Raw genomic sequence first — 26,174 nt, 5'->3', positions numbered from 1 at the left:
AATAGAAAGCCATGCGGCTTTTATTACACAACCGCACGGCTTTTCTCTTCCATCACCTATTTTTATTTGCAAACCCGGTTCTCCAACTGCCCACTCTGCACATAATGTGTATAGTAAGCCTTTAAATCGTCTCCAAACACTGCCGCCAAATCCGGGTTATTTACCTTATATACACTGACATCGAAATTCTCCGATGCCCTGCGTCCTTCTGCCATACCGCACGTATAAAAATGCTCAAATAACTTTTGCGAATCCAAGCCAACGACCAACTGCAAATCTGGATTATTCATATAATAATAATTTGCATCAAACACCGGCTGATACGTGTTCATCTGTTCCGCTACCTGATTCTGATTACCTGCGGACTGTGTCTGCGTCTGACCGGACGTATTTCCATTCGAAACCGCCCCATTCTTATACGGGCAAACTCCATTTGGATGAAGATGTGCCTCATGGTCGCCACAATGATAATGATAACTTCCCAGACCGCTCTTATTCTTGTAGTCATGATGTCCGCCCTGTGCATCCGTCCGTCCCGGATGCGCCTCGGCTGTAATCATCGTCATGTTTGAGACAGTCGCGAACGATGCCGTCAGCATCATGCAGGATAAAAGCGCAGTTCCAAACTTTTTAAAACGTTTCATAATAACTCCCCCTTGTAACTGTAAAATGAAATGCTCTCCGTTTTGATTGTAACATTTCCATACAAGAAACACAAGGAAATCACCCTCATATCGTGTTTATTTCGCCTTGCAACACAATGCAGTTGATATCACACAGTCGGCACACAGCTTGTCCCTTACTCCTCCAAATACCCAATCAACTCCTTAACCAATCTATACACCGTCGTCCCCGGATCATACTCTGATGGCACATCTTTCCCCTCACGAAATCCATCCATACGCCTCTTAGCATTTTTGATCGCTGTATTGACGCCGTCATATTGATTTACTAAATTGAAAATCTCTTCACAATTTTTATGGTAGGTTCCATTCCCCAAATTATATTGCTTGAATATCTCATTGAGTTTTTCGCACCAGTCATCCCTATGAAGCGCAGTATCCGCATAATTGAAATGTAAATAAAGCCAATATTCGAATGACTGATTGCTCCAGGCGATTTTATATCCCTTTTCTTTTCCCAGCCGGATTGCTTCATCAAAATCTTTAAAATCGTCTTTATCAAAAAACACCCATATATTCTGATAAGCGATTAGCTAAATCAGAACTTAAACTTGCAAACTGGAAGCTGGAATTCCAATTCAGCAATATACGAATTTTTGATTTTTATGTCAATATTTTTACGGATTTTCCATAATTTCATTGTTCTAACAACACATTCTCAACCCTCGACACAATTTTCCATTAATAGAGAAAAACCATGCAATGGTCTGTGAGACTGATGCATGGTTTTCTTTCTGATCCTTTTTCAATTTCAATCGTTCTAATTTCGCCCGCTCTACCGCATATACTCCTGCTTCACCTTATGATCCACCACATGCCGCTTCGCCAGCTCTTTCGTCACATCCTCTACGCTGATGCCCGCGTCTGCCATCAGAACCATGGCATGGTAACACAGGTCTGCCAGCTCGTAGATCGTTTCGTCCTTGTCTTTCTTCGCTGCCGCGATGATAACCTCGGTACACTCCTCGCCGACCTTTTTCAGAATCTTGTCCAGACCTTTGTCGAACAGGTAGGTGGTGTAGCTTCCTTCCTTCGGATTCGTCTTACGTCCCATAATGAGGTCGTAAAGTCCCTCATAGGAAAACGGCGTGATCTCCTCGTTCTGGTAAACCGGCTCAAAGAAGCAGCTCTCCGCGCCCGTATGGCACGCCGGACCTTCCTTGACTACCTCGACAATCAAGGTGTCCTTATCGCAGTCCGCATAAATACTGGAAATATGCTGCACATTCCCGCTCGTCTCACCCTTTCTCCAGAGTTCCTGACGGCTGCGGCTGTAAAAACAGGTTTTCTTCTCACGAAGGCTGATCTCCAGACTCTCCTTATTCATCCAGGCCATCATCAGAACCTTTTTGCTATAATGATCCTGCACAATCGCCGGAATCAGACCTTTCTCATTAAACTTTAACTCATCAATCTTAAACGACGGCTCTACGCCTGCAATCTCGTTGATATTCTCACTCATATTTTTATCCTGCCTTACCACATAAAATTTTAATTACATCGTAACTGTTCAGTACCTTCACAGTCACGCGCAAAATTCCATTAAAAATTGCCTGCTGGCTCATGTTTTCGTACGATCAGCGCAGCGCCGACGCTCTCCTTCGTGCTCCACAGGAGAACAGGCATCCAAAAACTGTAGAAAACATCGCATACGCCGGTGCTTAGTGAGGTCTTTTCGAACTTAGCACCGCTGCGTAGGCGCAAGAGCGAAAGCGTTTTTCGGAAGTTTCTGGATGCCTGTTTTCCGTCCCTCTCACGAAAAAGCGCCGCCCTCAAACTTTTGGGAAATCTATGCGATTTAGATCAACCGCATCTCCACCCCATTCTCCGCCAAATACTGCTTGAGTTCCTTAATATTTACTTCCTTCCGGTGGAAAATACTCGCTGCCAGTCCCGCGTCGATCTGCGGATACTGGAAGAGGTCTAAAAAGTCTTCTTTCTTTCCCGCGCCTCCCGATGCAATAATCGGCACATCGACACGCTTCGCGATCTCCAAAAGCATCGGAATATCAAATCCCTGCTTCACGCCGTCGGTATCGATACTGTTGACCACCAGCTCGCCTGCGCCGCGTTTGACGCCGGATTCTGCCCATTCCAGCGCATCAATACCTGTATCGACACGCCCGCCCTGCTTAAATACGTGATATTCGTCTCCAACACGTTTGACATCCATCGAAAGCACCACACACTGATCGCCGTAGCGGTGTGCCGCCTCGGTAATAAGCTCCGGATTTTTGATCGCGCCGCTGTTGACGCTGACCTTGTCCGCGCCGCATTTTAAAACGCGGTCGAAATCATCCAGCGTGCTGATGCCGCCGCCGACCGTCAGCGGGATGAAAACCCGTTTTGCCGCCTCAGTCAGGATGTCGGTAAAGATTTTTCTTCCTTCTACACTTGCCGTAATATCATAAAATACCAGCTCGTCCGCGCCACTCTGGTTGTAAAATTCTGCCATCTCGACCGGATCCGCCACATCCTGGATTCCCTCGAAGTTGACGCCTTTCACGACACGCCCGTTCTTTACATCCAGACACGGAATAATACGTTTTGAAATCATGCCGTTCCCTCCTGATTTCTTTTTCTGATTATTCATTCGAACGATTCGAATGATTCGAATGATTTTTTTGCCGCTTTTTATACGGCGCTTCTCCTAAACGGAATATTTCAGTGCTTCCTTCAAATCAATCGCACCCAGATACAGTGCTTTTCCTAAAATCGCACCATACACCTCATTTTTCAAGATCTCAATCTCCTTGAGGCTGCTGATTCCACCGGACGCCACGATATCCAGCCCTTCAATCTGCGATAATTCTTTATAAAGCTTCAGGTTCGTTCCCTGCATCTTTCCATCGCGGGAAATATCGGTGTAAATGACCGTTTTCACTCCCGTATCGCGCAGGCGGCGGCAGAAGTCAACGCCTCTTACCTCGCTCGTCTCAAGCCACCCGTGAGTCGCCACAAAACCGTCCTTCGCGTCCACACCGACTGCAATTTTATCGCCGTATTTGCGGACCATTTCTTCGACAAATGGATAATTTGTGACCGCCACCGTGCCGAGAATCACGCGTCCGGCTCCGAGCGACAGGTATTTGTCGATGGATGCCTCGTTGCGGATGCCGCCGCCGACTTCTACAAATAATCCCGTTGTCTTAATCAGCTTCTCTATCGTGTCAAAATTTGCCAGCGCCGCGTCTTTCGCGCCGTCCAGATCGACCACATGCAGGTTTTTCGCGCCCTGCTCCTTGAATCCCAGCGCCACCTCTTCCGGCCGGTCGCTGAATACTGTCATCTGGTTATAATCGCCCTGCACCAGGCGCACCGCCTTGCCGTCCCGCAAATCAATCGCCGGAAATAGCTCCATGTCCGTTTCCTCTCCATAACTGTTTAAATCCAATCTACAAGCCTGAAAAAACAGTTACCTTTCTTGTTTTTCTATTAATTATATCTCCGAAAACGCCTTCAGAATCCGCAGTCCTACTTCCCCGCTCTTCTCCGGATGGAACTGGCAGCCCATGACATTTTCATTTGCCGCGGACGCCGTGACCGGAATGCCGTACTCCGAGGTTGCCAGCAAACTCTCATCACAATCTTTTCCATAGAAGCTGTGGACAAAGTAGACGTAATCGCCCTCTTTGCTGTATTTAAACAGTGGATGCTTCTTTCCTTTTTCCGTCAGATGCAGGCTGTTCCAACCCATGTGCGGCACTTTTAGGTTTGCCGGAATGTCTTCTTTTAAGTCTGCCATCACGCCCGGAATCAGTCCCAGACCCTGATGCTCGCCGTATTCATAGCTTTTATCAAAGAGAAGCTGCATTCCGAGGCAGATTCCCATGATCGGTTTGCCTGCTTTTGCTTCATCCAGCAGCGGCTCTGCCATTCCGGATCCGCGCAGTTTCGCAATCGCATCACCATACGCGCCGACACCCGGTAAAATGATGTGATCCGCTTTTCTTAAATCTTCCAGATCGCGGCTGACTTTATTTTCCAGTCCCAGGTAACTGAGGGAGGAACTGAGGGAAAACAGGTTTCCCACGCCGTAGTCAATAATTGTTATCATTTGCAGCCTCCTATATCAATTCATGTATGTTCCCGCAGTCAACGCAGGAACCCGCTGAATCATTATAAACCTATTAAATAGATTTGTTATGCTTACTTTTATCTTAGATCATAATACCCCTTTTGTCGATGGAATCTCATCTCGGTACTTCTCGTCAATCGACACCGCCTCGCCGAGCGCGCGTCCCAGTCCCTTGAACATCGCCTCGATGATATGGTGGCTGTTTTCGCCGTGGAACATTTTAAAATGCAGCGTCATCCGGCTGTTGGAGGACAGTGCAATCATAAATTCCTTTACAAGCTCGGTATCAAAATCGCCCACTTTTTCGGTCGGAATCTCCACATCCATGACCAGATAGGAACGTCCGCTTAAATCGAGCGCCGTCATTACCAGTGTTTCATCCATCGGAAGCAGGAAACTGCCATAACGGCGGATGCCCTTTTTATCACCCAGTGCCTCTAAAATTGCCTGTCCCATGGCGATTCCGATGTCCTCTGTCGTATGATGGTAATCGACCTGCGTATCTCCGTCACATTTCAATGTGAGGTCAAACCGTCCATGTCTGGCAAAGAGCTCCAGCATATGGTTTAAAAATCCGCAGCCCGTATCGACCTGATATTTTCCCGTTCCATCTAAATCAATCGACAGGCTGATTTTCGTCTCTGCCGTGTTTCGTTCTAATGAAATCTTGCGTTCTCTTGACATTTCTGCCAGCCTTCCTTTCTTATTCACAGCTGCCCCATCTACAAAAACCATGCTGCCAGCATTTTCATACGGTTCCCACAGTAAATGCGTGAACCTATTGAATTCCAGCCTATCTTACAACTGCACTTCTCGCCGCTTCCACCAGCTTCTTCGTCTCCTCAACAAACGTTTCCATCTCTTCCTCGGATCCGATGGAAATGCGGACGTAATCTTTGATCCGCTCGCTGTCCCAGCGTCTTACCAGGATTCCTGCCTCGCGCAGTCCGTCAAAATAGACTTTTCCCGGCATATCGCCGCTCTTGGCAAAAATGAAGTTGGTCTTCGAATCCAGCACAGTAAATCCAAGTGCCCGGAGCGCCTCGGTCGTTTTTTCACGCGTTTTGCAGATGCGCCCGGTACATTCTTTCGTGTAGTCCCAGTCGCGCATCGCCGCCGCGCCAGCCAGAATCGACAGGCGGTTGACGTTGTACGGGTTAAAACTGTATTTGATCCGGTTCATATCCGCGATAAGTTCCGGGTTTGCGATCGCAAATCCGACGCGCGCGCCGGCTAAGCTGCGGGATTTGGAAAAGGTCTGGATAATCACCAGATTTTCGTATTTCGGAAGCAGTGATACACACGATTCGCCGCCGAAATCCACATACGCCTCATCCACCATCACAACGCGGTCCGGGTTGGACGCCGCTACTTCCTCAATCGCAGAAAGCGGCAGGTTCATGCCTGTCGGGGCATTTGGATTGGCGATGATCACATTATTTCCGCAATTTTTATACGGTTCGATATTTAAGGTAAAATCTTCCTCCAGCGGAACTACCTTGAATGGGATTCCATAGAGCCCGCAGAGTGCCGGATAAAAGCCATACGTCAGATCTGCGAACTGCAGCGGCGCATTCTGGTCGCAGAATGCCCGGAATGCAAAACCTAAAATCTCGTCGGAACCATTGCCCGCGATGACCTGGTTTGTTCCCACGCCGTAGTGGTCGGCGATCGCCTCGATGAGGACGCGCTCTTCCGGATCCGAATAAAGGCGTAAATTTGCAAGTTCCAGCGGCATAATTTTAGAAGATTTTTCCTCATACCCCGCCAGAATCGCTTCCGCAACCTTCGGGCTCGGCGGATACGGGCATTCGTTTGTGTTCAGCTTGATAAATTTCCGTCCCTGCGGCTGCTCACCCGGTGTGTACGGAAGAAGTGATTCGCTTGCTTTGCTCAAAAAACGGCTCATATCTGCCTACGCCTCCTTTTTATCTTCTGCTGCGGTTTCTTTCTCCGCTTTCTCTTTTGCTTCTTTTTCTTTCTTTTCCTGTTCCTTTTTCTTCTGGTGTGCTTCCACCGCGCCCTTCAGCTTCTCCGCCATCTCGGTGATCTGCTTGTTTTTAAACTCAAAGCTGCTCTTGTTGGCGATGAAACGGGCGCTGATCGGCAGGAACTCTTCCAGCACTTTCAGGTGATTTTCACGGATCGTGCTGCCCGACTCGACAATATCCACGATGACGTCCGAAAGTCCCAGAATCGGCGCCAGCTCAATGCTTCCGTTTAATTTAATAATGTCAATATCGCGTCCCAGCTTCGCGTAATGCTCTTTCGCAATATTCGTAAATTTCGTTGCCACGCGCACCGGTCGGTCTTTGTCCTCGACGTAATCCTCTTTTCCAGCCACGCACATCCGGCATTTTCCAAGTCCCAGATCGAGAAGCTCGTATACATCCGGGTTGCTCTCCATCAGAATGTCTTTTCCGATGATTCCGACGTCTGCCGCATGGTGCTCGACGTAGATTGCCACATCACTCGGCTTTACGAGCAGGTAGCGGACACCCGTCTGTGGGTTCTCAAACACCAGTTTTCTATTTTCGTCGTAAATACTCTTGCAGTCATATCCGACCGACGCCAGAAGCTCATACACCTGATCGCCCAGTCTTCCCTTTGGCAGTGCTATGTTTAACATCTCGCGCCCTCCTTTCCATTCTCCTGAAAGGCATTTTCCCGGTCCTCTTCCAGGGAAAGACGTCCGTCATACCGGTACAGATAGCAGTAACGCAGATCCTCCGGCACAGCTTTCTCCACCCGCACGCGCAGTCCCTGACGGCGCAGGCTTTCAACCGCCTGGCACAGGCGCACTACATCGACATCCGGCTCATAGAGTACCAGCGCATCGACATCGTAACGGATGCTCTTTTCCGGCAGGCGCTCCAGCTCTTTTAAATAGATGGCAAATCCGATCGCATCGGCTTTCTTTCCTAATTTTGCCATCATACCGTCGTACTGGCCGCCGGAAAGAACCTGGCGTGCCAGACCATCTAAGAATCCCTGGAAAATAATACCGTTATAATATTCAATGTCATTGATCATCGAGAAATCCAGCCGCACCTTGTCAAGCTGTCCGCCCAGTCCCATCGCCTCCAGAACCTCATACAGGCGGGATAACAGGGCAACCGCCTCCTTCATTTTCGGCGTATCCGCGATCGCACCTGCCTCTGCCAGCACCCGCCCAAACTCTCCGTACAGCCCGGAAACCTTCATCAATTTCTCTGTATCGCCCTCCGGCAGTGCCAGATCCGCGCACAATTTTTCCAATCCGCTGCGGTTTTTCGTCCGGATCAGCCCTAAAATGATATCTTTCTGTTCGGCATTGACCGGAAGCTCTTCCATCAGTCCCACCACGAAATCCATGTTAGAAATCTTGAGCACATAGTCCGTCTCAAAATCCGCCAGACTCTTGAGCGCCAGCGCCAGCACCTCCGCGATCACGCAGTCATCCACGCCGCCCATGCACTCCAGTCCCATCTGGCTGATCTCTTTGTAAGTGTGGCTTTCCTTGCTCTCACGATACACACTCTCCAGATAATAGACCTTCTCGCACGTATTTTTATCTGCCTTGGTGTTCTTCGCGATGCTCAGCGTCACGTCCGGCTTGAGAGCCATCAGGCGTCCGTCCAGATCCGTAAACGTCGGTACATTTTCGCCTAACAGGAAGCTCTTATTCGCTGCATACAAACTATATTCCTCAAACCGCCCCATCCGGTACTTGCGGTATCCATAGCTCTCATAAAGACCTCTCAGCCGAAGCGTCGCCGCCTCCGCCCTCCGAAGGCTCTGAACCTCTAAATTCATGCTCTATCTCCTCTCAACTGCCGCCGCAACCGCCCCGGCTCAACAAAATCCGCCGGACAATCACCCGCTCGTCTATATCCTGCCGTTATAGCTCCCATCACTTTTGTTTATCTTGCTATCATGGTAGCGTACTAAAGTGTTTTCTATATACTATCATTCCTTCTTAAAAAAAGCAACTACTTTTTTAGAATACTCACACTTTAATTAAAAGAAAAACTCGGGGCATGAGAAATGTGCGCCCCGAGTTTTTCCACCTCGACTCTATTCTTTTATAACCTTCTCCAAAATCGGCCCCAGAATCTCCGTCCAAGGCGTATACGCATCCTTTTCCTCCAGATGCGTCAGCGCCATCCAGTTCAGTCCTCCCGGTGTCATTTCTCTGGCAAGGTCTTCCAGATCCCCGTCCCACGTCGCTGCCTTGCGGGACAGCGCCCCAGTAAATTCGGTGATGTATGCCCGTGCGGATGGCTCATCCAGCCCGTTTCTCTCACACCACTGGATAATGACGGTCAGAAGCATATAGTAAGCGCTCATCAGGCCCGTCGTGCTCCTAAGGATCGCGATCTGCTTCGGCGTATCGACCGGAACCGGCTTGCCGACGTGACTCATCAGATCGACTACCTCCGGGATATCCGGGTAAATCACCACCGGTCCGAAGCGGTTCGCCGCGAAGGTCAGAGGCACAACATCCGCCAGAATCTCTCTCGATCCAAACATTTCCTCAATGCGCTTTAAGCTCAGCGTTGCAACCAGATTGATAAACTTCTTCTCCGGTCCGATATGAAGCGGTTTTAAGATATCTTCCGCCGCCTTCGGAAGGAGCGCCGCAAAGACCCAGTCCGACCGGTCCACAACTTCCTGGTTATCCGCCGCGACCGACACGATCTCCGGGTATTTCTCATGCAGCATCTGCGCCCGTTCTTTATTTCTCGGCGATACAACGATCTGCAGATTCTCCATTCCGCTCTCGCAGAATCCAGTCACGACGGACGTCGTAATGATTCCCGTTCCAATAAATCCCAGTTTCATAAACTTCTATCCTCTCTTTCTCCTCTCCGTTTACCCGAAATTTTTCCAGACGATTCCGAGCGAACTTACCTGATAGTTACTCCCCGATTTTATTCATATACACAGTATACAACCAGAAACACATATTTTCCAGCATCCTACTCATATCTCGGCGCACTTTTCCGGGTTTTCATCGTAATTCCTCCCTCAACCTTCGCAGCCCACTTTGATCCGGCGCCTTATTTTATCGTTCATATCCTCCTTGCCATTTTTTTAAAATTGTCCACTTCCGCAAATAAAGCGATTGAAATAAGCCATCTCCTCATCTTTATTCAATCTTAATACATCGTTAAATCTCCCTTATCCGCTCTTAAAATCTCCAGCTGTATAATATGACCATCACAAAAATAAGGAGCTGCCTTTATGCCGGAAGAGCTTATTCGACGAAAGCGCCGTCTTTCGTCTTTTCAAATTATCACATTGGGTTTTGCCGGGGTCATTCTACTCGGAGCGCTACTGCTGATGCTGCCGATCTCCACGACTGGAGAGAATGTAACTCCATTCAATGAAACGCTGTTTACTGCGACCTCTGCCGTCTGCGTGACAGGGCTTGTAGTACAGGATACAGGCTGCTACTGGTCAACCTTTGGGCAGGCGGTTATTCTGGCACTGATCCAAATTGGTGGTCTTGGTGTCGTAACCGTAGCAGCATCGTTTGCGCTGTTGTCCGGGCGAAAAATTTCTCTGATGCAGCGCAGCACCATGCAGGATGCAATTTCAGCACCAAAGGTCGGCGGAATCGTCCGTCTGACACGCTTCATCCTGCGAGGGACGTTTCTGATTGAGCTGCTGGGAGCGCTTGCCGTGCTGCCGGTATTCTGCCGGGACTATGGATGGCGCGGCATCTGGATGGCGATATTTCATTCCATATCCGCCTTTTGCAACGCCGGGTTTGACATTCTTGGGACAGAAAGCAACCACTATCCATCTCTTACCGGCTACGCGGACAGCCCGGTAATCAATATCACGATTATGCTGCTGATCGTGATCGGCGGTATTGGATTTCTGACGTGGGATGACATCTTTGAAAACAAGTGGCGGTTTCATCGCTACCGAATGCAGAGCAAGGTGATTCTGGTCACGACAGGTTTTTTAATTTTTCTGCCTGCTATGTTTTTCTTCTTTTCAGACTTTTCCGCGCTTCCCGCCGGAAACCGGCTGCTGGCATCCTTTTTTCAGTCTGTCACGCCGAGGACAGCGGGCTTCAACACGGTAAATCTTTCCACGATGTCCGGTGCATCACAGGGCGTAATAATCCTTTTGATGCTGATCGGCGGTTCTCCAGGTTCTACAGCAGGCGGTATGAAAACAACGACACTGGCGGTTCTGCTTGCCAATGCCACTGCAACCTTCCGCCAGCGCGATAGTGCCCGATTTTTCGGACGCAGAGTCGATTGCAGCGCCGTCAAGACCGCCGCGACCATTCTGACGATGTACTTGATGCTGTTCTTTGGCGGTGCTGTCTTTATCAGCGCATATGAGAATCTTCCGCTGTCTGTCTGCCTGTATGAAACGGCATCAGCGGTCGGGACGGTGGGATTGACACTTGGTATTACACCGCAGCTGCACATTCCATCGCAAATGGTGTTGATCACGCTCATGTATCTGGGCAGAGTCGGCGGTCTTACCCTTATTTATGCGACATTTTCCAGCAAAAAGGTGGGGAATGCAAAGCTGCCGCAGGAAAAAATCACGATTGGATAAGGAGTCTTTTCACATGAAAAACATTCTATTGATTGGCACAGGCCGCTTCGGACGACATATTGCAATACAGCTTTCTCAGCTGGGGCATCAGGTCATGGCGGTCGATACAAACGAGGAACGAATCAATGATGTGCTGCCATATGTCACCAACGCACAAATTGGCGACAGTACAAACGCGGAGTTTCTTCGCTCTCTTGGCATCGGAAATTTTGATGTCTGCATCGTAACCATCAGCGGTAACTTTCAGAACTCGCTGGAAACCACCTCGCTGCTGAAAGAGCTGGGGGCGAAGTGCGTGGTGTCGCGTGCCGAGCGTGATGTGCAGGCAAAGTTTCTGCTTCGCAACGGTGCCGACCAGGTAGTCTACCCGGAAAAACAGGTGGCAAAATGGGCAGCGATCCGATACACTGCCGACCATATTTTCGACTACATAGAGATCGACGAGCAGCACGCCATTTTTGAAGTAGAAGTTCCGGCAGGGTGGATCGGCAAAAGCGTTGGCGAACTAAATATTCGCAGAAAATATGGCATTAACATTCTCGGCATCAAACACTCTGGAAAAACCGACGTTTCCATTACGCCGGATACGGTGCTATCCGGGGAAATAACGATTTTAGCGTTGGGCGAATACAAAGCGCTTCAAAAGTGCTTCCGAATCTGAACGGACGGTGAGTGTATATGGAAGATAGCGTTTTGATCGCTGGGACAGCGCTAATGTTCCTGTTCGGCTGGTTTTTGATGAAACGGCTGGATCGCTTTCTGGACGAAAATCAGAAGCACATCAAAGAATCATCCGAACAACAGCAGGCTGAACCGTGCGTGCATCTGGTCGGAAATATTTCTCCTGACGAACTTGAGGAAACGTTTTCCCGATTTCGCAATAGTCATGCCCATGTAGAAATCGTGATCTATGATTCAGAGCAAATTTCTTTTCCGGACAACGAATCCGATTGGGCGCAGTAGAAACCTCCACATTTTGGTGCTATAATATTGTTTAAGAGGGGGTGAAAATGTGCAGAATAAAGGAAACGAAATGCCAAAAGAGCATATTCTTGTGTGCCTGTCCTCGTCTCCATCCAATGAACGCATTGTACGAATGGCAGGGAAAATGGCACAGGCATTTTGCGCCAGTCTTACCGCACTTTACGTGCAGACCCCCGGAGACGCTGATATGAACGCGGAAGATACCGTCCGTTTGCAGGCGAATATGCGTCTGGGGCAGCAGCTTGGCGCAGAAATTGTCACAACGCATGGTGAAGATGTGGCGACACAGATCGCGGAATATGTGCGGCTCTCTGATGTGACCAAAATTGTGATTGGGCGAAGCGGCGTACAGCGGCGGCATTTCTGGAGCGAATCGACGCTGACAGAACAGCTCATTACGCTTGCACCGGAGGTAGATATTTATATTATTCCGGATGTGGAAGCCTATAAGAACTGCCGCAGAAATCAACCGCTTACTATCCGCCCGGCGTTTCCGACCGCCCGGGAACTACTTCTGACCATCGGAATTCTGGCAGTTACGACGGTCATCGGATGGATCTTTCTGCGGCTCAGCTTTGCAAATGACAATATCATCATGGTTTACCTGCTGGGTGTGCTTCTGACTTCCACTTTTACCAGCGGATATACCTGCGGTGTGCTGTCCGCTTTTTTGAGTGTCCTCCTGTTCAATTATTTTCTGACGGAGCCCCGGCTGTCTTTGGCAGCCTATGGCAGCAAATACCCGATAACCTTTGCCGTCATGTTCGCGGCTGCACTTTTGACAAGTACACTTGCGGCCAAGCTCAAAGCCCACGCACAGCTATCCGCACGGGACGCTTATCGCACGAAGCTCCTTTTTGATATGAACAGACAGCTCCAAAAAGCGGAAACGCCGGAGGAGGTCTATCGGATGACCGCGACGCAGATACAAAAGCTCATGCAGCGAGACGTTCTGATTTACCCGGCACAGGGCAACGCTCTGCTGGATGGGAACATTTATCCGGCTGACGGAAGTAGTCCATACAGCATCCCAGATACCGACCGGGAACAGAACGTGGTTCAATGGGTCTGGCAAAACCGCAAGCGCGCCGGAGCAACGACGCAAAACTTTCCAAAGGCAAAACGGCTGTATCTTGCCATCCGTACCGGGCAGCAGATTTACGGTGTTGTCGGGATTCCGATGGAAAAGCAAACGCAGCCTGACGCATTTACATCCAGCGTTCTGTTCTCCATCCTCGGCGAGTGCTCTCTGGCGCTGGATAACCTGCGAAATGCCAGAGAAAAGGAAGAAGCTGCCGTTCTTGCAAAGAACGAACAGCTTCGCGCCAATCTTTTGCGTTCGATTTCTCATGATCTCAGGACACCACTGACCTCGATTTCCGGCAACGCAGATACGCTGCTGCACAGCTATGACGTGTTGGATGAGGAGACACGGAAACAGATTTTTACGGACATTTATGACGATGCACAATGGCTGACGGGACTGGTTGAGAACTTGCTTTCCATTACGAAAATTGTAGACGGCAGCGTAAAGCTGCACCTTTCTGATCAGGTCGTGGATGACATCATATCGGAAGCACTCAGGCATATTGACCGAAGAGCGGCAGAACATCACATCGCAGTAGATTGCGGAGACGTACTGTTGCTGGCACGGATGGACGCAGGACTCATCATGCAGGTGCTCATCAATCTGGTGAATAACGCAGTCAAATATACTCCAGTTGGCTCGAACATCCGGATCACGGCAATCCCGCGAGAAAATATGGCTGAAATATGTGTCAGCGATAACGGTCCCGGTATTCCGAATGAACTGAAGGAACATGTTTTTGAAATGTTCTTTACTGGGGGCAATCCAATTGGCGACAGCCGCCGAAGTCTTGGACTAGGACTTACACTCTGTCAAACTATTGTTCATGCACATCATGGTGAAATGACATTGAAAGACAATTCGCCGCATGGCTGCATCTTTTCCTTTACAATACCACTTAGTGAGGTGAACTTAAATGAATAAGCCGCTCATCCTCGTTGTAGAAGATGATACCCCGGTGCGAAATTTAATAACGATGACACTAAAAACTCACGAATATAGGTATCTTTCGGCGCAAAACGGCGCAAGTGCCGTGATGGAAGCGCTGTCTCACAACCCGGACATTGTACTGCTTGATCTGGGGCTGCCGGATATGGACGGCGTGGAAGTCATCCAAAAAATCCGGTCGTGGTCGAATATGCCGATCATTGTGATCAGCGCCAGAACAGAGGATTCCGATAAAATCGGGGCACTGGATGCTGGGGCGGATGATTATCTAACGAAGCCTTTTTCCGTGGACGAACTGTTGGCACGACTGCGGGTAACGCAGCGGAGACTGTCGATGATGAAAACAGACTCCGTGCAGGATTCTCCGATTTTTACGAATGGTGCGCTGAAAATCGACTATGCGGCAGGCTGCGCATATCTTGACGGCACAGAGCTGCACCTGACACCCATCGAATACAAGCTGCTGTGCCTGCTCTCCAAAAATGTTGGTAAGGTTCTGACACACACCTATATCACGCAGCAGATTTGGGGCAGCAGTTGGGAAAACGATATCGCTTCTCTGCGGGTGTTCATGGCGACCCTGCGCAAAAAGCTGGAACGCGGAAAAGACGGGCAGCAATACATACAAACACACATCGGAATCGGCTATCGGATGCTCCGCATCGAGTAAGTAATTCCTGAACTGAACATTCATGACTGAATGGAGTAGATTTCTTGTGGTCATTCCATTCTGCCCCAAATAAGCTGACCATCGTTGAAATAGCGAGGACTTGAAAGTCCTCGCTATTAGCATACATCGTCTTATATATTATATCTGTTTTTCCATCTTCGTTTTTGCTGCTTTCCCTACTTTCTAGCACACTCCCCATCAAGCCCCAAAAGGATTTTTAATCCATGATCCAGCTGCGGCAGAATGTACTCCAGACACTCCCGCACCGCCTTCGGACTGCCCGGCAGGTTGACGATCAGCGTGCGTTTACGGATCCCACTTGCCGCTCGGCTTAACATCGTCCGCTTTGTAAATTGTAAGCTGTATGCCCGCATCGCCTCCGGGATACCCGGAACCATCCGTTCCGCGACCGCCAGCGTCGCCTCCGGCATCACGTCGCGCAAAGAAAATCCCGTTCCGCCCGTTGTTAAGAGCAGATCGGCCTTTCCCTCATCGCAGATCTCCTTCATCGCCTCTTCCAACATCGCCTGGTCGTCCGGCAGCACTTTCTGCCAGACCACCTCATAACCAGCCTCTCTCACCATTTCTGCGATTACCGGACCACTCACATCCTCCCGTTTTCCCGCGTACCCAGAGTCACTGGATGTAATAATTGCTGCTCTCATTGGTTTCCCACCTCTCTTTGATCTCTTTCCTACGCTTCTTCCAGAATCTCCAGATTATCTCCCTCTTTGATCACGCCGCCGTGCAGCACCTTCGTAAATACGCCCTCGCGCGGCATGATGCAATCGCCCATTGCCTGGAAGATCGCGCATCCATGGTGGCATTCTTTTCCGATCTGTGTCAATTCCAGCACGACGTCGTTGCACTTAAATTTTGTCCCGATCGGGAGCGTCTTGAAATCGATTCCTTCCACGACCAGATTTTCGCCGAATGCGCCGTCCTCGACCTTTGCACCGCGCGCGCGGAATTCCTGAATCCGGTCATATGAAAGAAGGCTGACCTGACGGTGCCATTTGCCCGCATGGGCGTCACCCTCGATTCCATAGTCCTCGATAAGACAGACCTGATGGACATTTTTCTTCTGAACACCTTTGATTTCACTGGTACACGTTGCGATTACTTTTCCCATGATTGTTTCCCCTTTTCTTTATCCATAAATTTTCCGATTTCATATACGATATTTCACTTGTAACATTCCGCCGGCTCACACTTTCACCGCAGAAACCATAATCATAATCCTCACAAACACCCTGCTTATCCGCCTATCTGGGACATTCCCCGGTGTTCCCGATCCGTAAATTCCGTCTTTTTCTCAAAATTATGTCCCTTCGGCTTTTCCGCAAGCGCCTGTCCGATCGCCCGGCGCAGGTCTTCATCGGTACCGCCGCCGCGCAGAATGGTCTTTAATTCCACCCCATTGTCATACTGGAGACAGGTCTTTAAGAATCCTTCCGATGTCAGCCGGATCCGATTGCATTCGGAACAGAATTTATGGCTGACCGCGCTGATAAAACCGATCCGTCCCTGAAAGCCAGGGACTGCGAAATAATGGCACGGGCCATTTCCTGCCACGTCCCCGCACGGGGTAAAGGTTCCAAATGCCTCTTCCAGCGCATGCTTCAACGCATCTTCTTTCACAAAGGCAAACTGCGTCCCCATGCCGATCGGCATCATTTCGATGAAACGCACGTGCACGTTATGGTTTTTCGCCAGTTCCGCCACCTCTAAAAGCTTTTGCTCCTCGATCCCAAGCACCGGCACACAATTTATCTTGATCTGCATCCTGCCTTTCTGGATCGCCGTCCGAAGACCGCGTCTGACCGCTTCGAGCTCATCCCGGCGTGTGAGCTGCCGGTACACCGACGCATCCAGCGTATCCAGGCTGATCGTGACTGAATCAACCCCCGCGTCCGCCAGCGCATCGTACATTTCTTCTAATAAAACACCGTTCGTCGTGATCGTCAGGCTCTTGATTCCCGGAATCTGTTTTAACGCTGCTGCTAACTCTGGCAGTCTCCGGCGCACCAGCGGTTCGCCTCCGGTCAGCTTGATTTTCTGAATGCCGTTCTCTGCCAGAATCTGGCAGACCCTCTCGATCTCACCAAACCGCAGGATCTCTTCATGGGAAATGCTGCAGACGCCTTCCTCCGGCATACAGTACACACAGCGCAGGTTGCATCGGTCGGTCACGGAGATCCGGACGTAGTCGATCGTTCTGCCGTATCCGTCTATCATCGCACAAATTCCCCGCTCTTTCCTCCCGATTTTGCATCGAGATGTATCTCTCCGATCTCCATCCGCTTGTCGATCGCCTTGCACATATCATAAATGGTCAGAAGCGCCACGCTGACACCGGTCAGCGCCTCCATCTCGACGCCGGTCTTTCCTTCTAGCTTAGCAGTACAAAGTGCTTTGATCGTCAGCTCTTTTTCATCCACCTCAAAATCCACGCTGCATTTCGTGATGAGAAGTGTGTGGCACATCGGGATCAGGTGTGCGGTCTGCTTCACCGCCATGATTCCCGCCACACGCGCCACCCCCAACACATCGCCCTTGGCAACCGTTCCCTCCAGAACCGCCTTCATGACAGCTTCATTGACGTGAATCTTGCCGGATGCCGTCGCCGTCCGGCTGGTAATCTTCTTTTCCGTTACATCTACCATGATCGCATTTCCCTTTTCATCAAAATGCGTTAATTTCTCTTCCATCTGTATCCTCCTTTTCCTCTTCTTCCGGCTCCAGAAAGATTTTCTCAAACGCTGCTTCTGCTGCCGCCTGCACTGCTGCTTCCATCCGGCGGAATTTTTCTAAAAACGCCTTTCCCTCCGGCGTCAGCACAGAAAATCCGCCCTTGTTTCCGCCCGTCTGGCGCTCTAAAAACTGGATTCCCAGCTGCGCCTCCGCGATCTTGAGCATTTTCCAGCCCTTGCTGTAGGAAATATCCCGGATCTGACAGGCACCGAGCATTGAACCGCTCTCAGCAACTGCCTCCAGAAAATCCGCCGTCAGCGCGCTGAAGCATTCTTCCTCGCGGCTCAGCGAAATCGACGCCCGAAATGCCAGCTCCCCGCGCTTCTGCCTGTCTTTTTCGTAGGCAAGCAGCGATTCGTAGTCCATTTTCGTGTTGGCGTCCAGTAAAACACCCGGATCTTCAACCTCAATCTCCCGGACACCTTCGCCCCACGCATCCATTGCGCCGCGGAGTCCTTTTCCACCCCGGTACGTTAAGATATGTCCAAACACTTCCTTCGACAGCATGACCGGGTGTCCTTTTTTCCCCTGACAGACCGGTACTGCCATGCTTCCGGGCGCCTGCGCCATCTTCTCGATTGTGTCCGCCGTGATCATCGGCACGTCGGCAGGGAACAACAGCACCCGATCGGCTTTTTTCTGGATATGGCGCAGTCCCATGCAGATTGAGCCGTACATCTGCGATGTCTCATACCGCTTGTTTCGGATACAGACCGCACCACGGTGTGAAATATGACGTTCCAGCACATCTGCCTGATACCCGGTCACGACAACGATCGGCGAGATCCCCGCCTGCCGGATCGTGTCGATCTCCCTCTGTATCATCGTGGTCTGCCCCATCCGGAGCATCGGCTTTAATTCTTCCATGTGCGCCGACCGCCCTGCCGCCAGGATGATCGCGCCTGTTTTCCCATCTGCCATACATATCCCCTTTTCTATCATTCTAACGTTCGCACCTGTTCCAGGCTGCCGCATTTTCTGGCAGATATCCATATAAATCCAGCTTCCACAATCCATTTGCTATGTATCTGTAGCTGCTAGCCTTCTTTTAAAAGCATGATATCTCCCGGTGCGATTCCCAGCCGGACGCGGTCGCCGCGCTGATACCGGTTTAGTGAATCACTCTGCTTATAGTCTACCTTCCACCAGATCACCTCGCGTTCCAGTGCATTTTCTTTGTCACCCGCTGCCCCTGCGTTTTCCACCGGACGCAGCAAAACATCCCACTCAAATGGCTGGCAGAGTGTGTCCCCCCACTCGCACGTAAATTCATTCACACTGCCGCGCGCCGGGTAAAACTGGTGCGCCCGGATGCCGATATAGGCATGCTCCGCGGCAACCGCTTCTTCGGTCTGAAACGTGAGTCCCCAGTCGAGCGCCTCCACCTCATATTCGCCGATCCGCCGGATCCGGCTGAAGTTTTTACAGCCTGTCAGGCGCGCCGCAGTGACATTTTCCGGTTTCTGGAAAATCGCCCGCGTCTCTCCCTTCATCGCCACCTGTCCGCGGTTTAAGATGATGCTCTTCTCGCAGAAGCGATAGACCTCGTCCCGGCTGTGGCTGACCATCAGCACATCGCCCGTGTACCCGCGGAGTACCTCGCGCACCTGGAACTGCAGTTGTTCTTTCAGATAATAATCAAGCGCCGAAAATGGTTCATCCAGCATGATCACATCCGGCTCATAGACGAGAATGCGCGCCAGCGCCACACGCTGCTGCTGTCCGCCGGAAAGCTGGGACGGATACCTTTTTTCAAGCCCTTCTAATTTAAAGAGACGGATCATGCGGGCAACTGCCTCCTGTTTTTCCTCCTTGCTGCCCGAAAGCCCCGCTGCAATGTTGGTTTCTACGGTCATATTCGGAAACAATGCATAATTTTGGAATAAATAACCGACTTTCCGCTTCTGCGGCGGCAGGTTGATGTGCTTTTCCGAATCAAAGAGCACCCTGCCGTTTAACACGATCCGCCCTTCGTCCGGCGTCTCAATTCCGGCGATACACTTGAGCGTCATGCTCTTGCCGCTTCCGGAGGCACCGAGAATGCCCATGACGCCGCCATCGGTGTTAAGCGATACGTCCAGCGAAAAGCCGGAAAATCTCTTTTTGATTGCCGCCTGCAGGCTCATCCCGCGCCTCCCTTCTGTGCATCCGCTTCCCTGTCCGCAAACAGTTCCACCGAAACCTTTGCATCCTGACCGCCCGCTTCCACACTGTTATCTTTCTTTTTATGATTGCTGCGTCCGCGCATATCCCGCCGCGACAGCACATTCATCAGCACGACGACCAGGAAGGAAATCACCACGATGATCCACACATACTGGTATGCCATCGACATTTTTCCAGCCGCCACCTGTGAATAGATGGCAAGTGGCAGTGTCTGCGTCTTTCCGGCGATATTGCCCGCCAGCATCGCGGTCGCACCGAACTCTCCCAGTCCTCTCGCAAAGGCAAGGATCGCGCCGCTGAGGACACCCGGCATCGCCGACGGCAGAATCACCTTCCAGAAAATGCGGCTTTCGGAAAATCCCAGCGTCCGAGCCGCATAGATAAGCGTCACATCGACCTGTTCAAACGCGCCGCGCGCTGCCCGGTACATAAGCGGAAATGAGATCGCCACCGCCGCGATCACCGTTGCCGCCCATGAAAATACAATCTTGACGCCAAACAATTCCAGAAACAGCTGTCCGAGCGGTCGTTTTACACCGAAAATCATCAGCAGGAAGAAGCCTGCTACCGTCGGCGGCAGGACCATCGGAAGCGTCAGGATGCCGTCCAGCACCATTTTCACTTTCTCAGAGCGCGCCGATACCACCAGCCGCGCCATCCAGACTCCCAGAAAAAACGTAATAATGATCGACAGCGTTGCTGTTTTCATCGATATCCATATCGGAGACCAGTCCATCTTTCTTTCCCCTTTCCTATGAAATGTAGTCTCGGAGTCTTCTCGATTGAAATAAAAACTGCCGCAGAACACCTGGTTTTCAGCGGACCCTGCATTCTGCGGCGGATTTTATTCCATACGTTGTTCACTGTCTGTCCTTCGCCGTCCTGTTTTCTGTTCACACAGTCGGCTGCATATCCCAGACAGCCGTCGCTCCCGGCTTATTTATTTGCTGTGAAGCCATACTCCGCAAAGAAGGAGAGCGCATCATCGGTTCCCAGATAATCTACAAACTTCTGTGCTGCATCTTTCTTTGTGCTTGCGCTTACAACGCCAACCGGATAGATAACCTTCGATACGCTTCCTTCCGGTGCATATCCGATCACCTTTACCTGGTCAAACTGATCGCTGGTGGTTGCATCGGTCAGGTATACGATACCTGCATCTGCGCTTCCGGCTGCTACCCAGCTTAAAACCTCGGTTACGTTGGTACCAAAGCTTGTCTTAGCCTCTACATCATCCCACATACCCAGGTTCTCAAAGGCTTCCTTGGAGTACTGTCCAACCGGAACACTCTCTGGATCGCCAAGTGCAATCTTCTCTGCCTTTGTAATATCCTCAAAACCGGTAATTCCCAGTGTGGAATCCTTCGGAACGATCAGGGCGATCTTATTTTCCAGAAGCTCTACGACAGAATCTGCATCAACCAGTCCCTCGTCCTCCAGCGCGTTCATCTGCTTCATCGCTGCAGAGAAGAATACGTCTGCATCTGCGCCCTCTTCGATCTGGGTCTGCAGCTTTCCTGAACTGTCAAAGGTAAAGCTCAGCTTGATGTCCGGATTCTCTTTCTCAAATGCCGGCTGAATCTTGTCTTCCATAACGTACTGAAGGCTGGCTGCTGCCGCTACCAGAATCTCCTGCTGGTCGCCGGTTGCCTCTGCTTCGGTCTCTTCTGTCTCTGCTGTCTCTGCCTCCGTTTCCGGTGCTGCTGTCTCAGCCGGTTTGCTGGATGAACATGCGGTCAGGGATGCTGCCGCCATCGCTGCTGCCATTACAAGTGCCCACGTTTTTCTCATATCTTGGTTCCTCACTCATTTCACGCACACGCTTCCAGCGTCCTCCTCGTTCCGATTTCTCACACCGTAACAATCTGTTTTTTATTCTTTCGTTATTTTCGGAAAATTATAATGATATTTACCAACCAAATAGTAGCACGTAGCACTTTTTTTGTCAATCTTTACTATGATTCTTATTCAACGTTCATATACGTTATGCATCTTCAAAAATAACGCATCATTTTTCTGCATCTGCCCTTTATTCCTATGATTTTTTTAGTTTTTCTTTTCAAACCTTTTTGCCTGTTTTCATGAAATTATTACAATAATTTTTCATGTGTTTTGTTTTTTTATTTTCCTTTTTCATGTGCTTGAAATCACTTTTATTCAAATACGCCGCCGTTTCGGTTTCCTTACCGGTCACACGGTTCCCGATCCGTGGCAAAGTCTTCCACCAGCACATCCATAATGCCGCCGCAGACCATTCCTTCATCTTCCGCCGCCTCGCCGGTCAGATCCACATGAACTACTTTGTACCTGCCGCTTCCGATCAGGGAACGCGCCTCCCCCAGCACTGCCGCCTCGCTGCAGCCGCCGCCGATGCTGCCGAGAATCCGTCCGTCCCGGTAGACAATCATCTTCGCGCCTGCCCCGCGCGGGGAGGAACCCTTTGATTCAATCACCGTGACCACTGCTTTCGGCTCATCCGGCTCCTCTGCCAGGCGTTTCAGCACATCAAAATCCAGATCGGAACGGTTTTTCACACGTTTGTCTTCCCGATCCATGCGCTTTACCTGTATGATCTCCGCCAGAATCGAGATCGCGATCTCCTCCGGTGTCACACCGCCGATCTTTAAACCGATCGGGCTCTTTAAACGGCTCATCCGATCTGGATCGTAACCTTCTTCCAGAAGCTCCTGTTTCACGATACCGACACGGCGTCTCGAACCAATCATGCCAAGATACGCCGGTTCTTTTCCTTTTCCAATCATCCGCAGGCAGTCCGCATCGTGGCGGTGTCCGCGCGTAACGATACAGATATAGTCGCTCTCCTGAATCTTGAGTTCTTTGATCGCATGCCCAAAGTCATCACAGATCACCTTCTCTGCCATCGGGAAACGTCCCGGATTCGCGAAGGAAAGGCGGTCGTCCACCACAGTTACCAGGAATCCGACGCGCGCGCCAAATTCTGCCACCGGAAGCGCCACATGACCGCCGCCGAGAATGATCAGGCGCTCTTTCGGAAAAAATGGTTCCGCCACATTCCAACTGATTCCGGCGCGCCCACAGACCGGCTGCCCCTGCGTCAGGGCTTCTTTTCCAATCTCCGACGCCCTTGCGCCTTCCTTCAGCTCACAGCGCATATCTGCGAGATTTCCCTCTTCTCCCACAAAGCTTCTCTCGAGCGCCAGACACGGCGTCCCTTCCAGTTTTTTCAGAATCTCCCCATACAGATTCATATCACGCACTTCCTCTCTTTTATACTGCATGAGCCATCCATTTCTCATTTCGCAGCTGTGCCATCGCGGTTGCTGCCTCATCGCCTCTCTCTGGCTCGGTTATTTACCAAAACCGCAGTTCGGGAAAATACAGGTTGGACAATTTAAGCACAGACCACCTGCGCCCATTTTCGCCAGATCCGCTTTTGTCACTGGCACATCTGCCATCACACGCGGCAGCACCAGATCAAAGATGGTCCTCTTCGCATACATCACGCAGCCCGGAAGTCCCATGATCGGCTTTCCGTCCTTCGTATATGCCAGCAAGAACATCGCTCCCGGAAGTACCGGCGCGCCGTAGGAGACAACCTCCGCCCCGGTCTGCTTGATCGCGCTCGGTGTCGTATCATCCGGATCGACGCTCATGCCGCCGGTACAGACAACAAAATCGGCGCCCTGATCCAGCCATTCCTGGATTGCCTCCGTGATTTTATCCGGATTGTCCCCTATAATCTTCTGTCCCAGAACTTCCACACCAAATTCCTGAAGCTTTTCCCAGATGACCGGGCCAAATTTATCCTCAATCCGTCCATAGAACACTTCATTTCCGGTCGTCACAATGCCCGCTTTCTTATTTTTATACGGAAGCAGTTTTAACAGCGGCTCTGAACCCGCTACCTTCTTCGCCTCTTCCATTTTTTCTTTTTCAATTACCAGCGGGATCACACGGGTTCCGGCTAACTTATCACCTTTTTTTACCGGGAAATTCGTCCGACGGGTCGCGATCATCATCTCTGGCAGGCTGTTGATCTTTAAGAGGCGTTCTTCATCGACCTGAAACAGACCGTCCACCTCCGCAATCAGCTCAATCTTGCCTTCCTTCGGATCGGTTGCACACATATACTCATTCTGGCAGATGCCGCGCAGAATGTCCGCTGCCTCGTCCTCATGATATTTTGTATCGTCCTTTTCCCAGACGTAAATATGATCTTTTCCGATCGAAAGCAGCACCGGGATGTCCTCCTCGCGCACGATATGTCCCTTACGGAATACGGCATCCTTCGTCACATCCGGAATAATCTGCGTCATGTCATGGCAGAGTATCTGTCCGACTGCCTCAGTTGTTTTCATTAATTTCATAGGATTTTCCCTCTTTTCCTTTTTGTAGTAATACTTCCGCACGCTTCGCCAGCTGATACCGCCGTTCCACGCCCGCCAGCGCCTCCGGGTTATCCTTAAATTTCTCCCATTTTGCCGCAAACCGTTCTTCGATCGTTACACGCCGTTCTCCCTGTACCTGCTTGTCCGCCAGATACACGATCAGGCTTTCATTCAGATATCCCAGCTTTTCCTCCGGCAGATCCATATGATCCGCAACGATATCCGCGATCCCGGTATGTCCCAGAAGCCGCAGCCATCCCGCCCCTGTCTCTGGATGTTCGGGGTACGCTTTGGCGATGTCATGAAGAAGCGCCGCCGCGTAGATTTTGTGTTTATCGATTGGAGGGCTTTTGTATGTCATCTCCACACACGTTTCCGCCCTATGCTTTAGAACTCTATCTGCCAATTCCACGGCCAGCTCCGCAACCGCCCGGCTATGGCGCACCGTCGCCTCCGGCGTGTGAAACCATGCAAGCAAACGTTCACACTCCTCTTTGTCCGGGACAGGACGTTTTCTCTCCCAATCACGCAATTTCTGAAACTCTTCCTGTGTATCCGCATCAAACGCGCAGCCCGGATCCGGCACATCCAGGGGAATCCGGCGGATTTCCGGCTGTTCACAGGCGCCTTTAAGTCCCATCGTCCCGTCATGCTGCAGCAGTTTTGAGATCACATCTGCATGGATCAGAATCGGATGTCCCGGTGTTTTCTCATATTCCGGGAGATAGACATCCCCATCGCCCTCCGCGAACCGGTATTTTTCATATTCAAGCGTAAATGGTATAAACAGCGGCACATCCACCGGGAAAAAGAAAATGCCATCCAGCGTCTCTTTTCCTGCCGTTTTCCGCTTTTCCTCATAATAGGAAAGCCCCAGACAGACGGAATCAAACATTTTCGTCTCCGCATACGCCGGATTGTGGATGAAATGGATTCCCGTTCCCGCAGCCGCCGCGCGTATATCTTCCGCCCGGTGTCCGGTAATGATCGTGATTTCATGTACACCGCACGCCCGCAGCGTTTGTATCTCACGTTCCAGGACCGTCTGAGCGCCAAGCTTCATGAGCGGTTTGAAATCCCCCATCCGCGAGGATCGCCCCGCCGCCGAGATCAGAGCATCAAATACAAAATCCTTTCTTTCATACACCTGTCCGTAGCCAAAGGGAATCTGCAGAAGTTCTGCCTTTTTTCGCTTCTCCCAGCCGCAGATCAATGTCCGGAACCAGCCCGCGTGCCCGATCACCAGAATATCACCCCGGCTCTTCATCCGGAGTTCATTCCAGGTTGTCTTTGCGCGCCTTGCACAGTCCGCAAAGCTCTCTCCCTGCGGCGGTCGGAAATCGTACATATCTGCCCCACGTGCCGCATACTCCGCCGGAAACTGTTCCCGGATTTCATCGAAGGAGTGACCATCCCATTCCCCCATGTCGATCTCCGCCAGTCCATCCATGACCTCGATCGGAATACTTCTGTCAATCACTTCCTGCAGGATCGCGGCTGACTCCCGGCAACGCTTTAACGGGCTGGTATAAATTTTTTCAATTCTGCGTCTCGCAAATGTCTCCCCCAGCGCCTGAATCTGTGTCCGCCCTTCTTCTGAAAGCGGCAAATCTGTCCGTCCGATGCAGTATTTCTGTTCATCTGGAAATTCCGGCTTTCCATGCCTGATCAAATAAATCGTCCGCATTCTGTCCTTTCCTAGTGCTCGTGCTCCTCTTCTTCCCCACACTCGCAGCTGAAATCATGGCTGTGTCCAAATGGTCCCGGTCCGCCGATGACTGCCTCACAGTCATGTTCTACCACCTTCTTTGCAAATACCAGGTTGTCCGGATCCTGTTTTCCATAGACATGGAAAATCTAGTTCTTG

27 protein-coding genes are annotated in these 26,174 nt (G+C 50.8%); 5 read left to right on the top strand and 22 right to left on the bottom strand.

Translation table 11 applies throughout. The features are described 5' to 3' along the window. Positions 1 to 62: 62 nt before the first annotated feature. From DXC57_RS05720 to DXC57_RS05670, 11 genes are all read right to left on the bottom strand, one after another. Positions 63 to 644, bottom strand: a complete 582-nt coding sequence (locus tag DXC57_RS05720) for a YHYH domain-containing protein (protein ID WP_118651545.1) — start codon at positions 642 to 644, stop codon at positions 63 to 65. Positions 645 to 799: 155 nt separating this feature from the next. Then, the gene (locus tag DXC57_RS05715; RefSeq protein WP_279221089.1) at positions 800 to 1,198 is read right to left on the bottom strand and encodes an RloB family protein; all 399 of its coding nucleotides are present in this window, start codon (positions 1,196 to 1,198) and stop codon (positions 800 to 802) included. 260 nt (positions 1,199 to 1,458) lie between these two features. After that, positions 1,459 to 2,145 carry a bifunctional phosphoribosyl-AMP cyclohydrolase/phosphoribosyl-ATP diphosphatase HisIE gene (hisIE, locus tag DXC57_RS05710; RefSeq protein ID WP_118524367.1) on the bottom strand — a complete coding sequence of 229 codons (687 nt, stop codon included), beginning with the start codon at positions 2,143 to 2,145 and terminating at the stop codon, positions 1,459 to 1,461. A gap of 336 nt (positions 2,146 to 2,481) precedes the next feature. After that, entirely contained in the window at positions 2,482 to 3,240 is a 759-nt protein-coding gene (hisF, locus tag DXC57_RS05705) for an imidazole glycerol phosphate synthase subunit HisF (RefSeq protein ID WP_118651541.1), read from the bottom strand. A gap of 93 nt (positions 3,241 to 3,333) precedes the next feature. Then, on the bottom strand, positions 3,334 to 4,044 hold the full coding sequence (hisA, locus tag DXC57_RS05700) for a 1-(5-phosphoribosyl)-5-[(5-phosphoribosylamino)methylideneamino]imidazole-4-carboxamide isomerase (RefSeq protein WP_118651539.1): 711 nt from the start codon (positions 4,042 to 4,044) through the stop codon (positions 3,334 to 3,336). 78 nt (positions 4,045 to 4,122) lie between these two features. Continuing rightward, the gene (hisH, locus tag DXC57_RS05695; RefSeq protein WP_118651537.1) at positions 4,123 to 4,740 is read right to left on the bottom strand and encodes an imidazole glycerol phosphate synthase subunit HisH; all 618 of its coding nucleotides are present in this window, start codon (positions 4,738 to 4,740) and stop codon (positions 4,123 to 4,125) included. A 108-nt stretch (positions 4,741 to 4,848) separates the two neighbouring features. Further along, a complete protein-coding gene (gene hisB, locus DXC57_RS05690; protein WP_117796589.1) occupies positions 4,849 to 5,445 on the bottom strand; it encodes an imidazoleglycerol-phosphate dehydratase HisB in 597 nt (198 codons plus the stop codon). A gap of 109 nt (positions 5,446 to 5,554) precedes the next feature. Next, positions 5,555 to 6,670, bottom strand: coding sequence for a histidinol-phosphate transaminase (hisC, locus tag DXC57_RS05685; protein ID WP_118651535.1), 1,116 nt, complete (start codon positions 6,668 to 6,670; stop codon positions 5,555 to 5,557). Positions 6,671 to 6,676: 6 nt separating this feature from the next. Further along, entirely contained in the window at positions 6,677 to 7,390 is a 714-nt protein-coding gene (gene hisG, locus DXC57_RS05680; protein ID WP_118651533.1) for an ATP phosphoribosyltransferase, read from the bottom strand. Continuing rightward, complete coding sequence (locus DXC57_RS05675) at positions 7,384 to 8,556, bottom strand: ATP phosphoribosyltransferase regulatory subunit (protein WP_118651531.1); 1,173 nt, start codon at positions 8,554 to 8,556, stop codon at positions 7,384 to 7,386. The genes hisG and DXC57_RS05675 overlap by 7 nt, the downstream gene beginning before the upstream one ends. Positions 8,557 to 8,817: 261 nt before the next feature. Further along, positions 8,818 to 9,585, bottom strand: coding sequence for an NAD(P)-binding domain-containing protein (locus DXC57_RS05670; protein WP_022360494.1), 768 nt, complete (start codon positions 9,583 to 9,585; stop codon positions 8,818 to 8,820). Between the two features lie 402 nt (positions 9,586 to 9,987). Between DXC57_RS05670 and DXC57_RS05665 the strand changes: the two genes are divergently transcribed. From DXC57_RS05665 to DXC57_RS05645, 5 genes are read left to right on the top strand one after another with little or no spacing between them, the layout of a single operon-like run. After that, entirely contained in the window at positions 9,988 to 11,328 is a 1,341-nt protein-coding gene (locus tag DXC57_RS05665) for a potassium transporter TrkG (protein ID WP_118651529.1), read from the top strand. A gap of 13 nt (positions 11,329 to 11,341) precedes the next feature. Then, positions 11,342 to 11,989, top strand: coding sequence for a TrkA family potassium uptake protein (locus DXC57_RS05660; RefSeq protein WP_118651527.1), 648 nt, complete (start codon positions 11,342 to 11,344; stop codon positions 11,987 to 11,989). Positions 11,990 to 12,006: 17 nt separating this feature from the next. Next, positions 12,007 to 12,291 carry a hypothetical protein gene (locus DXC57_RS05655; protein WP_147353584.1) on the top strand — a complete coding sequence of 95 codons (285 nt, stop codon included), beginning with the start codon at positions 12,007 to 12,009 and terminating at the stop codon, positions 12,289 to 12,291. 49 nt (positions 12,292 to 12,340) lie between these two features. After that, positions 12,341 to 14,323 (top strand): DUF4118 domain-containing protein, encoded by a 1,983-nt coding sequence (locus tag DXC57_RS05650; protein ID WP_243101301.1) that lies wholly within the window; start codon positions 12,341 to 12,343, stop codon positions 14,321 to 14,323. Then, complete coding sequence (locus tag DXC57_RS05645; RefSeq protein WP_022360489.1) at positions 14,316 to 15,017, top strand: response regulator transcription factor; 702 nt, start codon at positions 14,316 to 14,318, stop codon at positions 15,015 to 15,017. The genes DXC57_RS05650 and DXC57_RS05645 overlap by 8 nt, the downstream gene beginning before the upstream one ends. 176 nt (positions 15,018 to 15,193) lie before the next feature. Here DXC57_RS05645 and DXC57_RS05640 read toward each other — a convergent pair whose 3' ends face one another. From DXC57_RS05640 to DXC57_RS05590, 11 genes are all read right to left on the bottom strand, one after another. Continuing rightward, complete coding sequence (locus tag DXC57_RS05640; protein ID WP_118651525.1) at positions 15,194 to 15,682, bottom strand: MogA/MoaB family molybdenum cofactor biosynthesis protein; 489 nt, start codon at positions 15,680 to 15,682, stop codon at positions 15,194 to 15,196. 29 nt (positions 15,683 to 15,711) lie between these two features. Continuing rightward, positions 15,712 to 16,149 (bottom strand): MOSC domain-containing protein, encoded by a 438-nt coding sequence (locus tag DXC57_RS05635; RefSeq protein WP_022360487.1) that lies wholly within the window; start codon positions 16,147 to 16,149, stop codon positions 15,712 to 15,714. A gap of 125 nt (positions 16,150 to 16,274) precedes the next feature. Next, positions 16,275 to 17,255, bottom strand: coding sequence for a GTP 3',8-cyclase MoaA (gene moaA, locus DXC57_RS05630; RefSeq protein WP_118651523.1), 981 nt, complete (start codon positions 17,253 to 17,255; stop codon positions 16,275 to 16,277). Then, on the bottom strand, positions 17,252 to 17,728 hold the full coding sequence (gene moaC, locus DXC57_RS05625) for a cyclic pyranopterin monophosphate synthase MoaC (protein WP_022360485.1): 477 nt from the start codon (positions 17,726 to 17,728) through the stop codon (positions 17,252 to 17,254). Before moaC ends, moaA begins: the two co-directional genes overlap by 4 nt. Beyond that, entirely contained in the window at positions 17,703 to 18,692 is a 990-nt protein-coding gene (locus DXC57_RS05620; protein ID WP_182457224.1) for an NTP transferase domain-containing protein, read from the bottom strand. The genes moaC and DXC57_RS05620 overlap by 26 nt, the downstream gene beginning before the upstream one ends. A gap of 116 nt (positions 18,693 to 18,808) precedes the next feature. Then, entirely contained in the window at positions 18,809 to 19,897 is a 1,089-nt protein-coding gene (locus DXC57_RS05615) for a sulfate/molybdate ABC transporter ATP-binding protein (protein ID WP_118651519.1), read from the bottom strand. Then, a complete protein-coding gene (gene modB, locus DXC57_RS05610; protein WP_118651517.1) occupies positions 19,894 to 20,673 on the bottom strand; it encodes a molybdate ABC transporter permease subunit in 780 nt (259 codons plus the stop codon). The genes DXC57_RS05615 and modB overlap by 4 nt, the downstream gene beginning before the upstream one ends. Before the next feature lie 200 nt (positions 20,674 to 20,873). Then, entirely contained in the window at positions 20,874 to 21,728 is an 855-nt protein-coding gene (gene modA / locus DXC57_RS05605) for a molybdate ABC transporter substrate-binding protein (protein WP_118651515.1), read from the bottom strand. A gap of 392 nt (positions 21,729 to 22,120) precedes the next feature. Next, positions 22,121 to 23,197 carry an XdhC/CoxI family protein gene (locus DXC57_RS05600; RefSeq protein ID WP_182457222.1) on the bottom strand — a complete coding sequence of 359 codons (1,077 nt, stop codon included), beginning with the start codon at positions 23,195 to 23,197 and terminating at the stop codon, positions 22,121 to 22,123. Between the two features lie 69 nt (positions 23,198 to 23,266). Further along, complete coding sequence (locus tag DXC57_RS05595; RefSeq protein ID WP_118651511.1) at positions 23,267 to 24,286, bottom strand: molybdopterin-binding protein; 1,020 nt, start codon at positions 24,284 to 24,286, stop codon at positions 23,267 to 23,269. Continuing rightward, positions 24,264 to 25,994: a DVU_1551 family NTP transferase gene (locus tag DXC57_RS05590; protein ID WP_118651509.1), complete on the bottom strand. Its 1,731-nt coding sequence runs from the start codon at positions 25,992 to 25,994 to the stop codon at positions 24,264 to 24,266. Before DXC57_RS05590 ends, DXC57_RS05595 begins: the two co-directional genes overlap by 23 nt. Between the last annotated feature and the right edge of the window lie 180 nt (positions 25,995 to 26,174).

The organism is Clostridium sp. TF06-15AC (genome assembly GCF_003481165.1).
Taxonomy (GTDB): Bacteria; Bacillota; Clostridia; order Lachnospirales; family Lachnospiraceae; genus Otoolea; species Otoolea fessa.
This window is presented reverse-complemented; position numbering and strand designations above follow the sequence as displayed.